General features: G+C 75.0%; 11 protein-coding genes, 2 tRNA genes and 1 pseudogene. 12 read left to right on the top strand and 2 right to left on the bottom strand.

The window, feature by feature from the left end:
- Nucleotides 1-14 precede the first annotated feature (14 nt).
- From NPS70_RS06600 to NPS70_RS06575, 6 genes are all read left to right on the top strand, one after another.
- Nucleotides 15-1,838: a LytR C-terminal domain-containing protein gene (locus NPS70_RS06600; protein ID WP_256523090.1), complete on the top strand. Its 1,824-nt coding sequence runs from the start codon at nt 15-17 to the stop codon at nt 1,836-1,838.
- An 88-nt stretch (nt 1,839-1,926) separates the two neighbouring features.
- On the top strand, nt 1,927-2,361 hold the full coding sequence (gene rsfS / locus NPS70_RS06595) for a ribosome silencing factor (RefSeq protein ID WP_256523089.1): 435 nt from the start codon (nt 1,927-1,929) through the stop codon (nt 2,359-2,361).
- 5 nt (nt 2,362-2,366) lie between these two features.
- Entirely contained in the window at nt 2,367-3,044 is a 678-nt protein-coding gene (locus tag NPS70_RS06590; protein ID WP_256523088.1) for a histidine phosphatase family protein, read from the top strand.
- A gap of 105 nt (nt 3,045-3,149) precedes the next feature.
- Nucleotides 3,150-3,222: transfer RNA gene (locus NPS70_RS06585), tRNA-Ala, on the top strand.
- Nucleotides 3,223-3,594: 372 nt separating this feature from the next.
- Complete coding sequence (locus NPS70_RS06580; RefSeq protein WP_256523087.1) at nt 3,595-3,828, top strand: hypothetical protein; 234 nt, start codon at nt 3,595-3,597, stop codon at nt 3,826-3,828.
- A gap of 232 nt (nt 3,829-4,060) precedes the next feature.
- Nucleotides 4,061-4,133: transfer RNA gene (locus NPS70_RS06575), tRNA-Ala, on the top strand.
- Nucleotides 4,134-4,280: 147 nt separating this feature from the next.
- Here NPS70_RS06575 and NPS70_RS06570 read toward each other — a convergent pair.
- Together NPS70_RS06570 and NPS70_RS06565 are read right to left on the bottom strand one after the other, a co-directional pair.
- The gene (locus NPS70_RS06570; RefSeq protein WP_256523086.1) at nt 4,281-5,873 is read right to left on the bottom strand and encodes an NADH-quinone oxidoreductase subunit NuoF family protein; all 1,593 of its coding nucleotides are present in this window, start codon (nt 5,871-5,873) and stop codon (nt 4,281-4,283) included.
- Nucleotides 5,870-7,468, bottom strand: a complete 1,599-nt coding sequence (locus tag NPS70_RS06565; RefSeq protein WP_256523085.1) for a hypothetical protein — start codon at nt 7,466-7,468, stop codon at nt 5,870-5,872. Before NPS70_RS06565 ends, NPS70_RS06570 begins: the two co-directional genes overlap by 4 nt.
- 405 nt (nt 7,469-7,873) lie before the next feature.
- On the opposite strand from NPS70_RS06565, the gene leuS reads away from it, so the two are divergent.
- The 6 genes and pseudogenes from leuS (at nt 7,874) to NPS70_RS06535 (ending at nt 18,913) form a co-directional block, all read left to right on the top strand.
- On the top strand, nt 7,874-10,726 hold the full coding sequence (gene leuS, locus NPS70_RS06560; protein WP_256523084.1) for a leucine--tRNA ligase: 2,853 nt from the start codon (nt 7,874-7,876) through the stop codon (nt 10,724-10,726).
- Nucleotides 10,727-10,870: 144 nt separating this feature from the next.
- Nucleotides 10,871-11,638: a hypothetical protein gene (locus NPS70_RS06555; RefSeq protein ID WP_256523083.1), complete on the top strand. Its 768-nt coding sequence runs from the start codon at nt 10,871-10,873 to the stop codon at nt 11,636-11,638.
- 212 nt (nt 11,639-11,850) lie between these two features.
- On the top strand, nt 11,851-12,696 hold the full coding sequence (locus tag NPS70_RS06550) for a DegV family protein (RefSeq protein WP_256523082.1): 846 nt from the start codon (nt 11,851-11,853) through the stop codon (nt 12,694-12,696).
- Between the two features lie 1,569 nt (nt 12,697-14,265).
- Entirely contained in the window at nt 14,266-14,871 is a 606-nt protein-coding gene (locus NPS70_RS28490) for a ComEA family DNA-binding protein (RefSeq protein ID WP_308314989.1), read from the top strand.
- Between the two features lie 620 nt (nt 14,872-15,491).
- Nucleotides 15,492-17,903, top strand: a pseudogene (locus NPS70_RS06540) (ComEC/Rec2 family competence protein); the annotation flags it as partial.
- Nucleotides 17,904-18,184: 281 nt separating this feature from the next.
- Entirely contained in the window at nt 18,185-18,913 is a 729-nt protein-coding gene (locus NPS70_RS06535; protein ID WP_374211946.1) for an arylamine N-acetyltransferase, read from the top strand.
- The last annotated feature ends 260 nt before the right edge of the window (nt 18,914-19,173 follow it).

The raw sequence follows: 19,173 nt of genomic DNA, 5'->3' as shown, positions 1-19,173 counted from the left end.
GGAGAGGGGCACCGGTGAACGACCAGCAGCAGCCGTACGACCCGTACGGGCAGCAGCCGCAGATCATCGGCTACGACGAGTACGGTCGGCCGGTCTACCAGCAGCCCCCGCAGTACGACCCTTACGCACAGCACCAGGACCCCTACCCTGGGCATGCGCAGCAGACCTACCCCGGGTACGCCCCGCAGGACCCCTACCCGGGCGGACCGGGCTACGACCGGGACCCCTACGCCCCCGGCGCCGCTCCCCACGCCCCGGGCGCCTACGCCCAGGACCCGCAGGCCCCCGCCGGCGACCCCTACGCCGCGGGCGCCGGTGGCGCGTACCCGCAGGACACGCGGCCCGGGGACCGCGTCCCCGACGGACGCGAGGCGTACCCGCAGGGCCACGGCTACGACCAGGGCGGCCAGGGCTACGGGTCCGGGGGCCGCCCCGCGGCCGTCGACACCGCCGGGCAGTGGGGCATCCCGCAGCAGTACCCCGCCCCCGGGGACGGGAACCGCCCCGCGGCCCCCGCCGTCCCCGAGCAGCGCCGGACCGGCCCGGACGGCGGCCCCGGGGAGGGACGGGGCGAGGCGGGCGACCGGGAGTACCGCACCGAGCAGTTCTCGTTCATCGAGGAGCCCGACGAGGACTCCGAGGACGTGATCGACTGGCTCAAGTTCACCGAGAGCCGCTCGGAGCGCCGTGAGGAGGCCAAGCGCCGGGGCCGCAACCGCCTCGTGGCCTTCGCCGTCGTCCTCGCGCTGGCGGCCGCCGGCGGGGTCGGGTACCTCTGGTACGCGGGCAAGCTGCCGGGCGGCTCGGCGGAGACGGCGTCCGAGGCCACCGGATCCGGGCCCCAGAAGCGCGACGTGATCGTGGTGCACCTGCACAGCACCAAGAGCGAGCGCACCTCGACCGCGCTGCTCGTCGACAACGTCACCGCCCGGCACGGCACGACGGTCCTGCTGCCCAACACCCTCTCCGTCGCCAACGACGACGGCACGGCGACCACGCTCGCCAAGTCCGTCGAGGACGACGGGTCGACCGGGACCCGCGAGGCCGTCGGCACCCTCCTCGGGGCGCGGATCTCCGGCACCTGGCGCCTGGACACGCCGTACCTGGAGAACCTGGTCGAACTGGTCGGCACGATCGACCTCACCACCGACACCGAGGTCCCCGGTGCCAAGAAGGGCGACCCGCCCCTGGTGCGGAAGGGCGAGAACCAGACCCTCGACGGACGGGCGGCCGTGGCCTACGCCACCCATCTCGGCAGCGGCGAGGCCGAGGAGGAGCAGCTCCGGCGCTTCGGCCAGGTGATGCAGGGCGTGCTGAAGAAGATGCCGACCGACCCCGGTTCGGCGACCCTCGTCGTCGAGACGCTGGCCCAGATCCTCGACCCCTCCCTCGACGAGCAGGACCTCGGCACCTCGCTGGCGAAGCTCGCCGAGCACGCCAAGGGCGGCGACTACACCACGGCGGTCCTGCCGGTGCAGGAGGACGGCACGCTCACCGAGAAGACCGCGGCCGGAGTCGTCAAGGACGTGCTCGGGGGCAAGGTCACCGCACCGGAGCAGGGCGCGGCGGTCAGGGTCGGCCTGAGGAACGGCACCGGCGACGACACCTCCACGGAGGCCGCCCGCATCGCCCTGGTGAACGGCGGCTACAGCGTCGTCGACGGCGGCACGGCGGCCGCGGCGGCCGCGTCCCGGGTCACCTACGGCGACGACACGCAGAGGGCCAGGGCCGAGGAGGTCGCGAAGACCCTGGGACTCCCCGCGGGGGCCGTGCAGAAGGGTGAGGCCGCGGCCAACGCGGACGTGTCCGTGGTCCTCGGCTCCGACTACGGGGGCTGAGCGGCCGGGGCCGCGGGAACGCAGGAGAGGCGCGCCGGTGGTGCATGAGACCCTGGAAGGGATTCTGACCGCCGACGAAAGCCTCCCTGTGACCGCTACCGACCGATCCATCGAGCTTGTCACCGCCGCCGCCCAGGCGGCTGCCGACCGGCTCGCGCACGACATCATCGCGTACGACGTCAGCGACGTGCTGTCCATCACCGACGCCTTCGTGCTCGCCTCCGCGCCCAACGACCGGCAGGTCCGGTCGATCGTCGACGAGATCGAGGAGCGGCTGAACAAGCAGCTCGGGGCCAAGCCCGTGCGTCGCGAGGGCGACCGCGAGGCCCGCTGGATCCTCCTCGACTACGTCGACATCGTCGTCCACGTCCAGCACAGCGAGGAGCGCGTCTTCTACGCGCTGGAGCGCCTGTGGAAGGACTGCCCGGAGCTCCCGCTCCCCGAGGACGCGCTCAGGACGCGCGGCAAGGGCGAGGAGCACGCCCAGCTCACCGGCAAGGATGCGGAAGGTGAGCTGAGCTGAACCGCATGACCGATCCGGGTGGGGCCGCCGGCGCCCCTGCCGGGAGGAGGCGCGGCCGCCGGATCGTGCTGTGGCGGCACGGCCAGACCGCCTGGAACCTGGAGCGCCGGTTCCAGGGCTCCACGGACATCGAGCTGACCGAGACCGGTCTCGCCCAGGCCCGGAGGGCGGCCCGCCTGCTGGCGGCCCTCGCCCCCGACACGATCGTCGCCTCCGACCTCAGGCGTGCGGCCGTGACCGCCGGTGAGCTGGGCGCGGTCACCGGCATCGACGTCACCCACGACGCGGCGCTGCGCGAGACCTACGCGGGTGTCTGGCAGGGCCTCACCCACGACGAGATCGTGGCGCGCCACGGCGAGGAGTACGCCGCCTGGAAGCGCGGCGAGCCCGTGCGCCGGGGCGGCGGGGAGCTGGAGACCGAGGTGGCCGACCGGGCCGCCCCGGTGGTCCTGCGCCATGCCGACAAGCTCCCCGACGACGGGACCCTCGTCGTGGTCAGCCACGGAGGCACCATCCGCACCACCATCGGCAGGCTGCTCGGACTGGAGCCGCACCACTGGGAGAGCCTGGGCGGACTGTCCAACTGCTGCTGGTCGGTCCTCGGCGAGGGCGCCCGGGGCTGGCGTCTTCTGGAGCACAACGCCGGCACCCTGCCGGAGCCGGTGCTCGGCGACGACACCTGAGGCGGTGCCCCCGGGCCCCGGGGGCACCGGCGACTCGATTTCACTTTCCGGCAGGTCGCAGGCTAGAGTTCTTCTTGTTCGCAGCGCCGAGCGCGAGGAACACGCGGGGCTATAGCTCAGTTGGTAGAGCGCCTGCATGGCATGCAGGAGGTCAGGAGTTCAATTCTCCTTAGCTCCACAGACAGAGGATCCCGTCCCTTCACAGGGGCGGGATCTTTCGTTCATCCGGTGATTCCGCTTCCGGTCCCCGACGCGCGGCCGAAGCTCCGGTCACCGGGGGGTCTCGTTCACGAACGCCGCTGACCTCCCCGCTCCGCCATGGCAGAATCGGACGGCCGGGAGGGGACGCCGGCGGTACCGGAGGGAGCGCACGATGTCCGCCAGCGGCGAGGACGCCGGAGAGGCTGCCGATGACCTGCGTGCCGTGGCGGAGGTGCCACCCGGGCTCAGGTGCCCGGCCTGCGGCTCGTCCCATGTCGCACAGGTCCTGGGGGACAACGGAGGCGTGTCCTACGTGTGTACGGCCTGCGGCCGCAGCTGGAGCTGACTGATGGGTGCACACAGGCGGAAGTGCGACTGGTGCGACAGCGGCACCCCCATCGTCCGGGACATGGATCCGGTCAACCCCGAGTACCAGTACTGGTGCGAGGAGTGCGCGCGGGCCCTGATCATAAAAGGCGACCCGATCGAGACGTACCGGGAGCTGGAGGGCGAGCCGATCTACGGCCGCCTGCTGGAGGAGCACTGCACTCTCAAGCGCTTCTACTCCTTCGCCACGGCCTGACGCGCGCCCCGGCGCCGCTGTTCCGGGGCCCCGCGGGCGACGCCCGCGGCGTCACCTCCCCGGCGGGGGCGACGGGCCGGGTCCCGGGCGCCCGGCGGGCGCGGGCGCCGCCCGGAACCGTCCACCGCGGGGCGATCCCGGCGCTCGAAGAACGGATTTGGAGAAGCGAGCACGGGGGCGTTAATGTTCTCTACGTCGCCGCGAGGGAAACCGCAGCGGGGATACGAGGCAAGGGGCTATAGCTCAGTTGGTAGAGCGCCTGCATGGCATGCAGGAGGTCAGGAGTTCAATTCTCCTTAGCTCCACAGGACGCGAAGGCGGCCCATCCGTTCGGATGGGCCGCCTTCGCGCATGCCGTCCCCAGGGGCCGTCCGGCGCCCCGGACGCGGACCGTGCGCCGCCGGAGCGGTCCGGGCGGTCCCCGGCGGCCGGACCGGCCGCCGGGAACCGCCTCAACTCCGGCCGCTCCCGAGCTCCTTGCGGCTGCTGCTCGGCAGCTCCGGACGCGAGGGCCGCGGGGCGGCGGGGGAGTCCACCTTCTCGATCCGCATCGCCAGGGCGGGGCAGCGGCGCACCGCGCGCTGAGCCGCCCCCTGCACATGGATCGGCACCACGGCGTCCGCCACCGAGGGGAAGCCGTCCGGGTTCAGGCGGATCAGTTCGGGGACGATGTCCGCGCACAGCCCGTGCCCCTGGCACAGCGTCCAGTCGATGAAGATCTTCTCGCCGCTCGGGATCGACTCCTCGGCCTCCTCGTATCCGGGCAGCGGCAGGGGGAGCACCCCGGTCGTGGGGCGGCCGCAGCCGCCGTGCAGCACGTGCGCGGCCAGGTCGTCGGTGAAGGCGGAGAGCGTCGAGGCGAAGAACCGGGCGCTCCCGTCCGGGTGCTTGCACGCCCCCCGGCCCTTGACGGCCTGGGTCACCTCGCGCAGCGCCTCCAGCGCGGCGGGGCCGCCGCCGTTCATCACGTCCGCCAGACCGCCGGCCGCCGCGGGGAGCCCCAGCTTGCAGGGCCCGCACTGCCCCGCGGTCTCCGCCGCGAGCCAGTTGGCCACGCGCAGCGACTCGCCGAGCGGACAGGTCTCGGGGCCGATGGGCAGGATCGCCCCCGCGCCCAGGGCGCCCCCCACGGCCGCCAGGGACGCCTTGGAGACGACCGATTCGTGCACGGCGGCCGCGTCGATCCAGTTGCCGTGGTAGCCGCCGGTCAGCACGCCCTGCGGCTGCGGGGGCGCTCCGGCCATCTGCAGCACGTAGCGCAGCGGCACACCCGTCGGCACCTCGACCACCATGGGGCGGGCGACCGCCCCGGAGATGGTGAGCATCACCGTGCCCGGCTCCGACTCCAGCCCGGTGTGGGCGTAGCGGCGGGAGCCGATCCGCGCGGCGACGGCGAGCTGGGCGAAGGTCTCGGCGTTCGACAGCAGGGTCGGCGCCCCTCCCACACCGGACTCGGCGGCGCGCACCCGGCGCCCCGGCGGCAGTGCGGGGCCCCCGTTGACCGCGCGGATCACCGAGGACGCCTCGCCGGAGACCATCCGCTCGGGAGTGCGGACCACGCGCGCCCTCAGCTGCTGGCCGCGCCGGTCCGACAGGCCGCGCTCGGCGAGCGCCGCCCGGATGGATATCTCGGTCGAGTTCCGGGTCACCGCGACCACCAGGGTCCGCGCCCCGAGCGCCTCCGCGGCCAGCAGCGCACCGTCGAGAATCAGGTGCGGTGCCCGGTTGAGCAGGACGGTGTCCTTGCGGCAGGCGGGTTCGCCCTCGCTGCCGTTGACGACGACGACGGGCCGCACCCCGCGCCTGATGGCCGACTTGGCGACCGCCCGCAGCTTCTTGCCGAACGGGAACCCCGCTCCGCCGCGGCCGGTCAGGGATATCTCTTCGGCGAGTTGCGCGAGGCGCTCCCCGCTCACCGGCTCCAGGGGGCCGTGGACCTTCAGATGCATCTGAAGGTCGAGCCGCTCGACCAGGTCGAAACCCTGCGTCAGTTGCGGGAGGCCGACCACGCGGACCTCGGGGACGTCAGGGAGGGGGGTGTTCACGGTCGTTCTCCTGCAGGTGCGTTCCAGGGTTCCCCGGCCGGCGGCGGGAAGAGCGGGCCGGGCATGGCCGCGGTGTCCTCGGGACCGAGCGGCCCGCTGCCGGGAACCGCGTCGCCCGCGTAACCGCCCGCCGAGGCCGCTCCGTCCGGGAACGAGCCGTCCGGGAACGAGCCGCCGGGGAAGGGGCCGGCGCCCGGGAACGGCTCGGCGGGCGGCACATAGCCGGGCGCGGTGCCGTAGGGATCGGCGGAGGAGTAGGCGTCACGGCCGTAGGAGACCGGGGGTTCCGGCGCCGTGCCGTACGGGTCCGGCGAGCCGAAGGCCCGCGGGTCCTCCCGGGAGGTGTCGAAGGGAGGCGGTGTCTGGTCGAAGAGCGGGGAGCCGCCCGAGCCGGAGTAGGCCGCGGGCTCCGGCCGGACCGCCTGGGCGGGCGGAGGCGGTGACGGAGTGGGCCAGGCGCCGGCCTGCGGCCCCGTCTCCGCCACCACGGGTATCTCCTCGGTCATCGGCACGCGTTCGGCGAGCGGCGGCTGGTCACCGGCGCGCGAGACGGCGCGGTAGGCGGCGGCCATGCCGGGCCCGCGCCGCCCGCCCGCCGCCGCGCCGGGTTCCCCGTCGGGCGGCGGCGGGGCCTCGTACAGCGGCGGCGAGGGGGCGGCCAGCCGGGGCGGGTCTACGCGCGTCTGCCCGAGCGGAGAGGGTTCCTCCGCCGGCGGACGCGACGAGGTCGTGCCGCCCGGCCGGTCCATGCGGTCCATGCGGTCCATGCCAGCGGGTACGCGCCCGAAGCCCGATCCGTTCATCGCGGCGGCACCGCCCATGCCTCCGGAGCCGGGCAGCGGTGAGACGGAGAGGTCCCGCTGGGCCTGCTCCTCCGCGGCCGGGGGACGCGCGTCCCCGCCGCCGGTCAGCGCCAGGATCCGGGTGGCGACACGGCGCTGCACCGGAACGGGCAGCAGCCGCACCGACACGGCGGCGGCCACTCCCGCCAGCGCCAGGCAGTAGAGCGTGGTCACCCACCCGGCCGCCGGCCGCCCGGCGTACAGGCCGTGCATCAGGGCGAAGCACCAGGCCGGGTAGGCCAGCATGTGCAGCGGCCGCCAGCGCCCGGCGACCTTGACGTTGCCGGCCAGCGCGCTGCGCAGGGCGCCCGTGGTGCCGGCCACCACCATCAGGAAGCCCGCCAGCGAGCCCAGGCCGATCAGCGCGGAGGACCCGGTCACACCGAGTCCGAAGGGGATCAGCGCGCCGATGAGTTCGGTGTGGCCGAGGGACACCTTGACCGTGGCGTGCAGGAGGAGGAAGCCGAGCGAGGCGATGGCCGTCGTCCGGTGGATCCCCTGGGCCAGAAGGCGCTGGCGGGGGGCGAGCAACACCCGGTCCGTGGCGAGCAGTCCCCAGGCGACGGATGCGGAGAGTGACACCAGCGAAAGGACTCCGGTGGTGAAGTCGAGCGCGGCGCGGAAGCTGTCGCTGCCGACGATCGCGAGGAGAGGCACGAGGAGGAACGCGGCGGCGTAGAGGCCGCCTTGCACCGGGCGGCTGAGTCCCGGCCCGGGTTCCGGCTGCGGAAGCCGTGTGAGACGAGGGTTCATGGGGCAACTCCGAATGGTGCGGGAAAGCGGTCCCGTTGACGCACTCTAGGTCGGGCCATACCGCGTGGTAGGGGGTTTCGGCGTTATCTGAGGTGAAGCGGCGGCAACTGACCCGGGGGTTGCCCCGGATCGGGCCGGTACGCGGAGTAACCCGAACGACAAGATCACATTCCGCTCCCGGCCGGGCCGGAGGAAGGCGAATGCACCCGCTTCACCGCCTGCGGTACCCTGACGCCATGCGTGCCGTACGCCTTCTGCTTAGCGAGCCGCGCTGATCAGTCCCGACGAACCCGAACACGTCGGAATCGGCGCGGCGTCCCCTCCTGTGCGAGGGGATTTTTCATTTCGCCAGCGCGATGGGGCGACCGCAGTGGGCAGAGACGATCGATGGAGCTTTCAAGGATCATGAGCGAGACGAACCCCGCTGCCGAGGCGGCAGCCCCGCATCGTTACACGGCCGCGCTCGCGGCCGACATCGAGGCACGCTGGCAGGACTTCTGGGACGCCGAGGGGACGTACGAGGCGCCGAACCCGCGCGGTGACCTGGCCGGCGACCCGGCCGTGGCCGCGCGCCCCGAGAAGTTCATCATGGACATGTTCCCGTACCCCTCGGGCGCCGGGCTCCACGTCGGCCACCCGCTGGGTTACATCGCCACCGACGTCTACGCCCGCCACCAGCGCATGACCGGGCACAACGTCCTGCACACCCTGGGTTTCGACGCCTTCGGCCTGCCCGCCGAGCAGTACGCCGTGCAGACCGGCACCCACCCGCGGGTGTCGACCGAGTCCAACATCGTCAACATGAAGGCACAGCTGCGCCGTCTGGGCCTGGGCCACGACAAGCGCCGCTCCTTCGCCACGATCGACCCCGAGTACTACCGCTGGACCCAGTGGATCTTCCTGCAGATCTTCGACTCGTGGTACGACACGGAGGCGCGGCGGGCCCGGCCCGTCGCCGAACTGGTCGACCAGTTCGAGAAGGGCTCCCGCGAGGTGCCCGGCGGCCGGTCGTGGCAGGAGCTGAACGCCGCCGAGCGTGCCGACGTCCTGGGCGGCTACCGGCTGGCCTACGCCTCCGACGCGCCCGTCAACTGGTGCCCCGGACTGGGCACCGTGCTGGCCAACGAGGAGGTCACGGCCGACGGACGCTCCGAGCGCGGCAACTTCCCCGTCTTCAAGGCCAAGCTGCGGCAGTGGAACATGCGCATCACCGCCTACGCCGACCGCCTGCTCGACGACCTGGACGCCCTGGACTGGCCCGAGGCGATCAAGCTCCAGCAGCGGAACTGGATCGGCCGCTCCGAGGGGGCCCGGGTCCACTTCGCCGTCGAAGGGGCCCCCGACACCCGCGTCACCGTCTTCACGACCCGGCCCGACACCCTGTTCGGTGCCACCTACATGGTGCTGGCCCCCGAGCACCCCCTGATCGACTCGATCCTGCCCGCCGAGTGGCCGGAAGACGTCCCCGAGGCCTGGACCGGCGGCGCCGCGACCCCGGCCGAGGCCGTGGCCGCCTACCGCAAGCAGGCGCAGACCAAGAGCGACGTCGAGCGCCAGACGGAGCACAAGGACAAGACGGGCGTCTTCTCCGGGGCCCACGCCGTCAACCCGGTGACCGGGCAGCGCGTCCCGGTCTTCGTCGCCGACTACGTGCTGATGGGCTACGGCACCGGTGCGATCATGGCCGTCCCCGGCCAGGACGAGCGCGACTGGGAGTTCGCCGAGGCCTTCGGGCTGCCCGTGGTGCGCACCGTGCAGCCGCCCGAGGGCTGGGAGGGCGAGGCGTACACCGGGCAGGGCCCGGCGATCAACTCCGCCAACGACCGCATCTCCCTGGACGGCCTGGAGGTGGCCGAGGCCAAGAGCCGGATCATCGCCTGGCTGGTGGCCGAGGGAGCCGGTGAGGGCACCGTCAACTTCCGGCTGCGGGACTGGCTCTTCAGCCGCCAGCGCTACTGGGGCGAGCCCTTCCCGATCGTCTACGACGAGGACGGCACCGCCCACGCCCTGCCCGCGTCCATGCTGCCGCTGGAGCTGCCCGAGGTCGACGACTACTCGCCGCGCACCTTCGACCCGGACGACGCCGACACCCAGCCGGAGACGCCCCTGTCCCGCAACGAGGACTGGGTGAACGTCACGCTCGACCTGGGCGACGGGCCGCGGAAGTACCGCCGCGAGACCAACACCATGCCCAACTGGGCCGGATCCTGCTGGTACGAGCTGCGCTACCTGGACCCGCACAACACCGCCCGGCTGGTCGACCCGGAGATCGAGCGCTACTGGATGGGGCCGCGCGAGGGCAAGCCCCACGGCGGCGTCGACCTGTACGTCGGCGGTGCCGAGCACGCGGTCCTGCACCTGCTGTACGCCCGCTTCTGGTCCAAGGTCCTCTACGACCTGGGCCACGTCTCGTCCGCCGAGCCGTTCCACAAGCTGTTCAACCAGGGCATGATCCAGGCGTACGTCTACCGCGACGCCCGCGGCTTCCCGGTGGCGGCCGCCGAGGTCGAGGAGCGCGACGGGGGGTTCTTCTTCGAGGGCGAGCCCGTCAGGCGCGAGCTGGGCAAGATGGGCAAGTCCCTGCGGAACGCCGTCACCCCCGACGAGATCTGCGCCGAGTACGGCGCTGACACGCTGCGGCTCTACGAGATGGCCATGGGGCCGCTGGACGTGTCGCGCCCGTGGGACACCCGTGCCGTCGTCGGCCAGTACCGGCTGCTCCAGCGCCTGTGGCGGAACATCGTCGACGAGGCGACCGGCGAGGTCACCGTCGTGGACACCGAGCCCGACGAGGACACCCTGAGGGCCCTGCACAAGGCGATCGACGGGGCCGGCCAGGACCTGGGGGCGATGCGCTTCAACACGGCGATCGCCAAGATCACCGAGCTGAACAACCACCTGACCAAGAGCGGCGCGCCGCTGTCCCGCTCCGTCGCGGAGCGGCTCGTGCTGCTGGTCGCCCCGCTGGCGCCGCACATCGCCGAGGAGCTGTGGCACCGGCTGGGCCACAGCGGTTCCGTGGTGCACGCCGCGTTCCCGGTGGCCGACCCGGCCTACGTCGTCGACGAGACCGTCACCTGCGTCGTGCAGATCAAGGGCAAGATCAAGGCCCGGCTGGAGGTGTCCCCCTCGATCGGGGACGACGAGCTGGAGGCACTCGCCCTGGCCGACGAGTCCGTCGCCGCGGCCCTGGGCGGCGGCGCGATCCGCAAGGTGATCGTCAGGGCGCCGAAGCTGGTCAACATCGTTCCGGCCTGACCGGCACGGGACCGTCCCCTAGTGGGCGGTCTGAGGGCAGGTTGGGGGTTCGCAGGAACCCTCGGCCTGCCCCCAGCGTTTACGGTGGCAGTAGCACGGCCAGTGCCGACCCGGCACCGGCGCAGGTGAGGTGGAGGGGCACCCATGGGAGAGTTCGTCGTGATCCTTCTGGTCCTCTTCCTCGCCTTCGTGGCCCTCGGGGTGTACGCGGCCGTCAAGGTGGTGCGCGCCGCCAGTCGCGGCGTCGAGCGCACCGTGAACCAGGCCCGCCGCACGGTCGAGGACACGGCCCTGCGGGCCAAGAGCTACGGGCAGGGCGGCGCCGCCGCGGAGCTGGCGCAGCTCCGCCTGTCTCTGCGCACCTCCATGCGGGCCACCCGGGAAGCGCTCGGCGCCGGTGCCCGGGAGGACGCCTCGCTCGCCGAGTCCCTGGCGCTGTTCGAGCGGCTCAGCGCGCACGGCCACGAGCTGGACGCCGAGCTCAAGCGCCTGGAGCGCGAGCCCGACCGGGCGGCACTCGCCACCCAGCTGCCCGGACTGCGCGAGCGCACCGAGCGCGTCACGCACGCGGCGGACTCCCTGCGGTGGGCGGCGCGCGACCGGGCCCAGCGCTTCGCCGAGGACGACCTGGATCTGCTGAGCGCGCAGATCGACATGGAAGCCGGTGCGCTCCGGCACTGGGCGGTGGAGGAGCCGTCGGCCCCGGGCGCGGAGCCCCACCCGGGACAGGCCCCCGCTCAGCAGGACCCGGCACGCGGCCCGGGGCGCGGAGAGGGCGCCCCCGCGGCGGGGGCCGACCGGAGCGGTGCGTTGTCCGGCGACGCCCCCCAGGCGATCACCGCCAGGGACCCCAGGGCGCAGACCGCCTACCCGTGGGAGAAGAAGACGCCGAGACCGGAGACCTCCGGCTGAGGCGCACGGCACGTCCCGCTCCTGCGACGGCGGCCGCGGTTCCGTTGCTGTGCCCTGCTCGGTCGGGCCCTCGCCGCACGGGGGTTCCGCGGTCCGGGAACGCCCCGACGCCGCCGGACCGGGGCCGCACGCCGGGCCGTCCGCCCGGATCGGACCGGCCGTCCGCGGGGCCGGTCTCCCGCACACCGGCGACTGCGGGTAACCTCCCGCTCATGTCCCGCCATGTCGCCATCGTCACCGATTCCACGGCCTACCTTCCGGCCCCGGCGATGGAACGGCACGGCATCACCGCGGTGCCGCTGACCGTCGTCCTCGGTGACCAGGCCCTGGAGGAGGGCACCGAGATCTCCGCCCGCTCGCTGGCGGCGGCGCTCCAGGACCGCCGACCGGTGACCACCTCCCGGCCGAGTCCGGAGACCTTCGCCCGCACCTACCGCTCCCTCGCGGCGGCGGGGGCGACCGGGATCGTCTCCCTGCACCTCTCGTCCGAATTCTCCGGTACGCACGATGCCGCCGTTCTGGCCGCGCGGGAGGCCGCGGTACCGGTGCGCGTCGTGGACACCGGCATGGTCGCCATGGCCCTGGGCTTCTGCGCCCTGGCCGCGGCGGAGGCGGCCGGTGCGGGCGGCTCCCCGGACGAGGTGGTGGCCGCGGCGGAGAAGCGCGCGGGGGGCACCTCCGCCTTCTTCTACGTCGACACCCTCGACTACCTGCGGCGCGGCGGGCGGATCGGCGCGGCGCAGGCCCTTCTCGGCTCGGCGCTCGCGGTCAAGCCGCTGCTCCAGCTGGAGGACGGCAGGATCGGCCCCCTGGAGCGGGTGCGCACCGCGTCGAAGGCGATCGCCCGGCTGGAGGAGATCGCGGTCGAGCGCGCCGGCAGCGCCGACGTGGACGTCGCCGTGCACCACCTGGCGGCACCCCAGCGTGCCGAGACCCTGGCCGAGCGGCTGCGGGAGCGGGTGCCCGGGCTGGTGGACCTGCACGTCAGCGAGGTGGGCGCGGTCATCGGCGCCCACACCGGGCCGGGGCTCCTGGGCGTCGTGGTCTCGGCTCGCTGAGGCCCGGCCGGGGCGGGCGCTCTTCAGGGGAGGCGGAGCGCCGGAGAGGCGCGGCCGCCGCCGTGTGGGGGCGCCGCGCAGGATGACCGGCCGTTCCCGGTTCTCCCGTGGCCGCCCCGGGGCGGCCACGGGAGAACGCGGACGGTCGTGGCCCGCGCCGCGGTGCCACCGTGCTGTGCTCGCCCGGCGTCTGCACCCCGCCCGCCGCCTGTCCCGGTGCCCCGACGTGCCGCGCGGAGCGCCGGGGGTGTCGTGGACGGGGCCGCCGGGCACCCTCCCGCACGACGGCGACCGTCCGAGAGGGTGCTCGCCACCGGTACGGGTCCGGATCCGATGCGGAGCCACCTCACCCGAACGAGGAGAGGGCTTTTCCACAAGTGCGTGGTTATCCACGGAATTCGAGGGGTTTCCGTGGCCTCGCCGCAATCTCCGTACGGTCCGGGCATGACGATTCGAGCGACTTCGGCGACCAGCGGCCCCGGCCGGGCCCCCGCGTCCGACGGGCGTGTGCGCCATCGGCGAGCGCGGCTGTCACTTGGCCGGGGACCCACCGGAAAACATCGGGCCGGACCCGCGAACCGAGCCCCGGGAGCGGCGCGGAGCACCGAGGGCCCCCTGCCGTCCGGGGCAACGGGTACGTCCGCTGCGCAGGGGGACGGGGCCGCCCCCGCCGGCTCGGAGGGGCCGGCCGAGGAGCGGTACGCCGCGGCGCTGCGCGGGCGCCGGCGCCGCAGTGCCGCGGCCGCCTCCACCCGCAGGAGGGTCGACGCGCTGCTCGGGGCGGCGGGCCCGCACGGAGGCGCCCCGGCGGAACCCTGCCCGACCGCCCCTGCGCCCGGTGCCTTCGGCACCCCCCGCCGTGAGGGGCCGGAACCCGCGGGCAGCGACGGCGGGGTGAGCGCGCGGTCCGCCTCTCGGCCCACGGCACCGCGGCCGACCGATGCCGGTCCGACGGGCCGTCACGCATGGCACGAACAGGCGGCCCGAGGCCCGGACCACACGGCCTGGCTTCGTTCGCTGCGCGAGCCGGTCACCGCTGCCCCCGCCCGCCTCCCCGTGCGTTCCGCCCCTGCCGCAACCGCCGTTCCGGCGGGTGCGCCGCTCGCGGCCCCGGTCGAGGCTCCGCCGCCGGCCGCGCCACGGGAGCGGATCCCGGACCGGGGCCCCGCTCCACCGTCCGGTGGGCGCTGCGGGTGGGGCGGCCGCCCCGACCCGCCACGCGCCCCGACGGCGCCGGAGGCTCGCGAATGCGGCCCTCGCGCACCGGAACGGCGGCCGGCCCCTCCCGCACCGGCATCCGTCACCGAGCCGCGTACCGCACCGGCCGCCACGCCACCCGACGCGCCGACGCGGGGGCCGTCGCCCTCAACGCGGGAGTACCTCCCGCCCGGCGCCGTCGGCATCGCGGCCGACCGCCCGCCGCCCGCGGAGCACACGCAGAGCCCGCCCGGCGAGCGGGACGACGCCGCGGCGGGCGGGGGGCACCGGTGGGCGGCGCTGAGAGACCGCCTGCCGCTGTGGGTCCGGCTGCGCTGCGGCCTCGAACCACGTGCCCTCACCGCGCTGGTCGTGGTGCTCGCGGCTGCCGCCCTCTTCGCGGGTCAGCACTTCTGGGCGGCCGGTCCGAGGCAGGTCCCCGTCCCGGAAACGCTGAGCCCGGGCGACACCCGCTCCCAGCCGCTGCCGCCACTGGAGCCCGCGTCCGCCGCGGTACCGCCTCAGGCGGCCGCGGCCCCTGCGGGGCCGAAGACCCGCATCGTCGTGGACGTGGGCGGCAAGGTCCGCCGGCCGGGCGTGTTCCACCTTCCGGCGGGGTCCCGGGTCCAGGACGCCCTGAAGGCCGCCGGAGGCCCGGAGGAGGGGGCGGACCTGACGGGTCTCAACCAGGCCCGGATCCTGGCGGACGGGGAGCAGGTCGTGGCCGGGCTTCCCCTGCCCGCCGGAGAGCCGGCGCCGGGCTCGGCCGCTCCCGGTCCCGCAACCGGGCCGATCAGCCTCAACACGGCCACCGGCGATCAGTTGGAGACACTGCCCGGCGTCGGTCCCGTCCTCGCCGGGCACATCATCGACCACCGCATGCGAACAGGTGGATTCCGGTCGGTCGACGAGCTCCGGGACGTCACCGGGATCGGCGAGCGCAGGTTCGCGGAGCTCCGGCACCGGGTCCGGCCGTGAGCGGGAGCAGGGCCGGTGCGGGCGCCGCTCCACCGGGCCGCACCCCCGGCCCCCGGCCGGGGACCGCCCCCCGCCGCCTCCCGTCGACCGGCGCGCGACCCCGCCCCGGACCGGCGACTCCGGCACCGGACGTCGGAGTCGCCGCCGTCGGCACCCGCCGGAGCGCGGAGCCGCCGCCACACCGTGCAGGACCGGCGGACCTCCGGCTGGTGCCCCCCGCTCTGGCGGCCTGGGCGGCCGCCGCACTGGCCCTCGGCGCACCCGTGCGCTGGACCGCCGCAGGAGTGGCCGGATGCCTGCTGGCCGCGGGCTCCCTGGCCGTCGCGGCCAGGTTCCCGCTCGCCCGCGTCCCTTCCGGCGGGCCGAGGCCGCCCTCCTGCGCACCGCTGCCGGCCGCCGGATGCGAAGGGGCAGGCGGCGGGGGAGCGGGGGTGCCGTCCGGCCCCGGAGAGGTGCGGCCGACCGCCCTGGAACCTGTCCACCGCGCCGTCCCGGGGCACCACCGCGCGCCTCCCCGCGGGCGGTGGGGCCCCGGGCACCCGCCACCGTGCCGGGATCGGCCGCCCGACTCCGGCCGCCGCCCCGACCCGGCGGGGAACGGACCGCGGCACTCCGGCGGCCTGAGCGCATCCGGCTGCACGGCCCCCCGCGACGCCCCGGCACGCCCGGCGGCCGCACAGGGCCTGCGCCGTGCGGGCGTACCGGCACCGGGGCCCGTGCCCGGGCGCCCGGCCCCCTCGGGAGGCCCAGCGACCGGCGGGGGGACGCACCGCCCGACGGGCGGGGGGCTCCGCGCCGCCTCACGGCTCCGCACCACCGCTGCCGGGGTGCTGCTCTGCGCCGCCTCCGGAGCAGCGGTCGCCGGCCTGCACACGGCGGACCTGCACCGCGGCCCGCTGCCCGAACTCGCCCGCATCGGGGCACATGTCACGGTCGACGCCGCGGTGGTCTCCGATCCCCGCCGGGCGCGCCCGCAGGGAGGCGGGGCCGCACACCACCGCCCGACCCTCGTGCTCGACGCCGAGGTGACCCGGGTGACCACCGGTCGCGAGGGCACCGTGGAGATCCGCACACCGGTACTGATCCTGGTCTCCCCGGGCAGCCGCGACGACGCATGGCTCCGGCTGCTTCCCACGACCCGGCTGCGGCTGTCGGGCGGTCTGGCCCTTCCCGGCCAGCCGGACGGCCGGATCGCCGCCGTGCTGAGGGTCCGGGGCGGCGACGGACCGACCGTCGTCGCCCCGCCGACGGGCGTGCAGCGCTTCGCCGGGTCCCTGCGCGCGGGCCTGCGCGCGGCGACCGACGGCCTGGCCCCCGACGCCCGTGCCCTGCTCCCGGGCCTGGTCGTCGGCGACACCTCCCGGGTCCCCGAGGATCTGCAGAGCGCCTTCGAGGCAACGGATCTGACGCACCTTGTGGCAGTGTCCGGCAGCAACCTCACCATCGTGCTCATGCTGCTCGTCGGCCCGCCCGGCAGGGCGCTGCTCGCCGAACGGGGAGGCGCCGCGCCCCGGTTGGGCGTCACGCTCCGCGGCACGGCGGTTCTCGGCGGCGCCCTGACCCTCGTGTTCGTCGTCGTCTGCCGCCCCGAGCCGAGTGTGCTGCGTGCCGCCGCCTGCGGGCTCGTCACCCTGCTCGCCATCGCCACGGGCCGCCGCCGCTCCCTGCTGCCCGCCCTGGCCGCCGCCGTGCTGCTTCTGGTGCTGTACGACCCGCGGTTGGCGCGGAGCTACGGGTTCCTGCTGTCCGTGCTGGCCACCGGCGCCCTGCTGATCATCGCGCCGGGGTGGGGCAGGGCCCTGCGGGAAAGGGGCGTCCCGGCGAGACTGGCGGAGCCGCTGGCCGCATCGGCTGCCGCCCAGGCCGTGTGCGGACCGGTGGTCGCCGTGTTCGCCGCCAGGGCGAGCCTTGTCGGCGTTCCCTGCAACCTGCTGGTCGAAGCGGCCGTCGCACCCGCGACCGTGCTCGGCTTCTCCGCGCTTGCCGCGGCGCCCGTCGCCCCCTGGGCCGCCGAAGCACTGGCCTGGTGCGCCGGATGGCCCGCGGGCTGGATCGCCGCGGTCGCCCGCAGGGGGGCCGAACTGCCCGGAGCAGGAGCCCCCTGGCCGGGTGGCCCGACGGGAGGACTGCTGCTCGCGGGGGTCACGGGAGCCGTGCTGCTGATCGTCCGGAACCTCTCCCGGCGACCACTCGCGTGCGTGGTCTGCGCCGCGCTGCTCTGCCTCGTGATCGCCCGCCCGGCCCCGCTCGGCCGCCTGGTCACCGGCTGGCCACCCGCCGACTGGAGCTACGCGATGTGCGACGTCGGCCAGGGGGACCTGACGGTCCTCGCGGCGGGCGGCGGCTCCGCCGTGGTGGTGGACGCCGGCCCCGACCCGGGCTTCGCCGACCGCTGCCTCACGCAACTGGGTGTGACACACGTCCCGCTCCTGGTCGTGACGCACTTCCATGCGGACCACGTCGCGGGGCTGCCCGGAGTCCTCGACGGCAGGAGCGTGGGCGCCATCCAGACCACGTCGCTCCAGGAACCCGAGGAGCAGGCGGAGTTCGTGCACCGGACGGCTGAGCGGGCCGGGATCCCCGTCTCCTCGGCCACCCCCGGCGAGCGGCGTCGCGCCGGACCGCTGGAATGGGAGGTCCTGTGGCCGCGGCTGACTCCCGCTCCTGTCTCCGGCGAGCCCAACGACGCGAGCGTGACCCTCCTGGCACGAGCCGCGGGCGGGTTGTCACTCCTGCTCCTCGGCGACCTGGAACCCCCGGCCCAGCAGGCGCTGCTGCGCGCCCGCCCGGACCTGCCGCGGGTGGACGTCCTCAAGGTCGCGCACCACGGCTCGGCGTACCAGCACCCGGGGCTGCTGGCTGCGGTCCGCCCCCGTCTGGCGCTGATCAGCTGCGGGCGGGACAACCCCTACGGCCACCCCTCCGCGCGCACCCTCGCGCTCCTCCGCGCCCAGGGCGCTCTGGTACTGCGAACGGACGGCAACGGATCCGTCGCCGTGGGCGGCTCGGGGGAGGGGCTGCGCGTGACGGCCGAGCACGGCCCCGCCGAAAGTCCGAGCGGCCCTCCTGCCGGGGACCGAAGGCCACCGGCGCATGGCGCCGGCCCCGTTGCCCGCGGAAGACTGGGTCCATGGCAACCGACACCCACCCGCAGGAGCCGTCCCCGCCGACGAAGGCGGGACCACGTGACGAAGCGGGCTCCGCGCCCGCTCCGGCCGGGCGGAGTGCCGGGCTGCCGCCCGCGGCGGTCGGCGCCTACCTCCGGCGGATCGGTGCCGAGCGCCCGGACCGGGCCGACGCCGCGGCCCTCCGGATGCTCCAGGCCCGGCACCTTGCGGCGGTTCCGTTCGAGAACCTCTCGGTCCACCTGCGGGAGGAGATCGTTCTGGACGAGCGGCGGCTTGCGGACAAGATCGTCGAACGCGGACGCGGGGGCTTCTGCTACGAACTCAACGGGGCGTTCGCCGCCCTGCTGACCTCGCTGGGCTTCACGGTCGCCTTCCACGAGGCGAGGGTCCTCGACGCGGACGGACGACCGGGCATCCCCTACGACCACATGGCGCTGCGGGTGGACACCGCCGACGGAACCGGACCCTGGCTGGCGGACGTCGGCTTCGGCGACCACGCCCGCTTCCCGCTGCTCCTCGACGGCCGCGGCGACCAGCGCGACCCCGGCGGGCTGTTCCGGTTGGTCCCGGGTCCCGCCGACGGCGAACTCGACCTGCTGAGGGACGGCACTCCGCAGTTCCGGCTGGACACCCGGCCCAGGGCCCTGTCCGACTTCGAGGCGGGCTGCTGGTACCACCGGACCTCGCCCGGTTCGCACTTCACCGCGGGCCTCGTGTGCTCGCGGTTCACCGAGGACGGCCGGATCACGCTCTCCGGCCGCAGGCTGGTCACCACGGTCCGCGGGGAGCGCGCCGAGCGGGCCCTGGAGAGCGACGCGGAGGTGCTGGACGCCTACCGCGCGCACTTCGGCATCGCCCTGGAGAAGGTGCCCGAGGCCGCGGTGTTCACGGCGGGCGGCCCCGCCACCCCGTGACCGACCCACCCTGAACCACGCGGCACCGGCACCGGCACGCCCACCGGCACCGGGCCGTGCCGGTGGCAACCGCCGGGCCGGCGCCGTGTCCCGGACCGGCGCGGCCGGCGCGGCCGGCGCACCGGTCCGCCGTGGGCCGCCGGCCCGCCTCCCGGGGGAGGGAGGAGCGACCCGGCCGGGTGCGGCGGGCGGGCGCCCGTACCGGCCCGCCGCACCCGGCACCCGGGCCGTCCCGGCAGAATGCGGGGGTGAGCGACGTG

This window comes from Streptomyces sp. C10-9-1 (genome assembly GCF_024497955.1).
GTDB lineage: Bacteria > Actinomycetota > Actinomycetes > Streptomycetales > Streptomycetaceae > Streptomyces > Streptomyces sanyensis.
The sequence above is the reverse complement of the archived record's forward strand: the minus strand, read 5'-3'. Positions and strand labels throughout refer to the sequence as shown.